4 protein-coding genes are annotated in these 2,698 nt (G+C 38.1%); 1 reads left to right on the top strand and 3 read right to left on the bottom strand.

The features are described 5' to 3' along the window. Positions 1 to 42 precede the first annotated feature (42 nt). Positions 43 to 894 carry a GRP family sugar transporter gene (locus AC52RT_RS01605; protein WP_495539132.1) on the bottom strand — a complete coding sequence of 284 codons (852 nt, stop codon included), beginning with the start codon at positions 892 to 894 and terminating at the stop codon, positions 43 to 45. 210 nt (positions 895 to 1,104) lie between these two features. On the opposite strand from AC52RT_RS01605, the gene AC52RT_RS01610 reads away from it, so the two are divergent. Continuing rightward, entirely contained in the window at positions 1,105 to 1,686 is a 582-nt protein-coding gene (locus AC52RT_RS01610) for a biotin transporter BioY (protein WP_495539133.1), read from the top strand. A 20-nt stretch (positions 1,687 to 1,706) separates the two neighbouring features. Here AC52RT_RS01610 and AC52RT_RS01615 read toward each other — a convergent pair whose 3' ends face one another. Together AC52RT_RS01615 and trhA are read right to left on the bottom strand one after the other, a co-directional pair. Then, positions 1,707 to 2,219, bottom strand: coding sequence for a YusW family protein (locus AC52RT_RS01615; RefSeq protein WP_495539134.1), 513 nt, complete (start codon positions 2,217 to 2,219; stop codon positions 1,707 to 1,709). A 121-nt stretch (positions 2,220 to 2,340) separates the two neighbouring features. Next, positions 2,341 to 2,698, bottom strand: a 358-nt coding sequence (gene trhA / locus AC52RT_RS01620) for a PAQR family membrane homeostasis protein TrhA (protein ID WP_495539135.1), incomplete at its 5' end; no start/stop codon positions are given.

Consider the following 2,698-nt stretch of genomic DNA (forward strand, 5'->3'; position numbering starts at 1 on the left):
TTTCCTTTTAAATCTTCATACATCCTTCATCTCTCCAACTCATTATTTTTTTGTAAAACCAAGAACGACTCCCCCGGCAATAATCAGCACACATCCGCTGATAACCAAGACCAGCTGCTTCTTGGATTTTTTTTCACCTAAGAGAAAAATTCCTCCAAGTGTCGAAATGACAATACCCATCTGTGAAAGTGAAAAACCGACCGCTACCCCAACCTTAGGGTTAGCCAACAATAAGCCAATATTCCCGACTGCCCACATAATACCAGCAAGGATATTACGAACTGCGTATTTATTAAATGGTTTGTGTTTCATGGAAAGAATGAGAGATGCCCCCACCATACCAATAGCCTGCGGCAGGATCGCTGCCCAACCATTTATATCAAACCATCTAATAATCACTACGTATAACACATAACCTGCGGTGGATATAGCAAGAAAGGTGATACCCTTTTTCATATTGCCTTTCTTATCATCACTCTTACCGCCCATACCGGTTAAAACGACACCTGAAATAATTAAAAGAAGTGCAATGATTCCTAAAATGATCGTGGTTTGAGTACTCCATTCCTTAAATATTACTACTCCAAAGAATGTGGTTCCTAAGAGCTGTAATCCAGTCGAAATGGGGACTGTCTTAGATACGCCTAAATGTTTCACACTATTAAATTGATTCAGTTGGCCTAATGCCCAACCCATCCCTGATATAATTCCAATAACCCAAATTAATCCATCCATTTCAGGCTGTTTAACAAAAAACATCACTATTGAAAATAAAAATGCACCTACTGTAATTCCAAGAGTTTGAGCGTGAGCATTTCCACCTAACTTTTCACTGACTAATACAAGGCTCCCCCACGTTATTGCTGGCAGCAGTGCATAAAAGATTCCATCCATTACCATGTACCCTTCTCTCACAGATTTCTTTTTTACGTTTTATAACGTTGTTCTTATATTCCCCGTTATTAGAAAAAGGAAACGCAATATAGTTTTCTAAAATAATAATACTATGGTACGAGAATCCAATTGACAAAATTCAGATTACGTTTTAATCTATATGTAAACCTATTTTCACTATAAGTTTACATATAGAGCGGAGATGAGAAAGTGCAGCAGCAATCTACTCATGAGAAATTAAAAACGATGATGATTATTTCTATTTTCACAGCTATTATTTGTATTTTAGCTCAAGTTACCATCCCTCTGCCTATTGTTCCTATTACCGGTCAAACCTTAGCAGTTGGTCTTGCCGCAACGATCTTAGGTTCAAGAAAAGGGAGCTTAGCCGTTGGGTTATATCTAGTGTTAGGTGCTGTGGGTATGCCCGTATTTGCTGGAATGAGCGGTGGCATTGGAATTGTAGTTGGACCAACTGGCGGATACTTGCTAAGTTATCTGCCCGTCGCCTTTTTAACCGGCTTTCTTTTAGAAAAAACTAATTTCACTATTTTTTATGGCATACTAGCTAACATTATTGGGATGATTCTTACACTATTATTGGGTACCCTCTGGCTAAAAGTATCTCTGTCTCTTACCTGGACTGCTGCATTTTATTCAGGTTCGGCCCCATTTATCCTGGTAGGACTGATAAAAGCCCTTTTAGCGGGATATCTTGGCATTACGATTTATTACCGTCTTAAATCGGCGAGGCTTCTCCCAGTGAACCCAAAAAAATCCGGCATCTACTAAAAGTAGATGTCGGATTTTCCTTATTTTTTCTTCATATATTCTCTTTCCGTTCCGTCCGTAAAGGTTACATCAATTTCAAGCTTATCATAGTCCTCATCTAAGTTAAATACCTTAGTGACTTCACTGAACACCTCTTCTTCAGACGTGTCTTTATCGAAAGTGAGTTTTTCTAGTTTTGGCAATAATTCATCCATTGCTTCATCGCCATGCAGATGGGTATCCTTAAGTTCATCTGTAATCGAAGCTTCTGTTTTATTATTTTCCGTATCATACTCCGCATTATATTCTTTATATTTTTTATTTTTCTCATCCACAAGATATTCTACATCAAGATCAAAATCTTGATAGGCAATCGTAGATGTTTCTGCTGATTCCTTATTCCCTGCATTATTTTCGGTTTGGTTTGTGTTATTTTCTGTTTGATCTGTATTCTCTGTCACATTAGGTTCTTTCACTTCATCCTTATCGTTACATCCAGTTAACAGAAACATAGCAGCTGCGGGTACAGCTAGGACTTTTAATGATTTTTTCATCTATGATGCCTCCTATTGTCAAATTCTATCTACTGTTAGTATTTCCTAATCTCGTCCGAATAAACCAATAAGTCGAAAATTGCCCAAAGAAAACCGACAGAATTATGTTTGCCGGTGCGTTTTATAGGTTGAGAGGGATGATATAAAAGAAAATAGTAAAGAAATGTAAGATCGATCCTGAGAGAACGAATATATGCCAAATTGCATGATGAAAAGGAAACGCTCTCCAGACATAAAAAATGGCGCCAACCGTATATAATAGTCCTCCTGCAATAAGAAGCTGCATTCCTGCTGCCGGTATAACTTCTGTCAATGGCTTCCACGCTATCACAATCATCCATCCCATCGCAATATATAGAACCGTTGAAAGATAGAGAAACCGTTTGACAAAGAATGTCTTGAACAATGTACCTGCCAATGCTACGATCCAAACAATCCCTAGCAATGTCCATCCAAGCTTACCATTTAAAGTGTACATG

Source organism: Peribacillus sp., assembly GCF_059453735.1.

Excerpts from the sequence above, each read along its gene's own strand:
- AC52RT_RS01605 (WP_495539132.1), bottom strand. The coding sequence starts at position 894 with ATGGATGGAATCTTTTATGCACTGCTGCCAGCAATAACGTGGGGGAGC.
- AC52RT_RS01615 (WP_495539134.1), bottom strand. The coding sequence starts at position 2,219 with ATGAAAAAATCATTAAAAGTCCTAGCTGTACCCGCAGCTGCTATGTTT.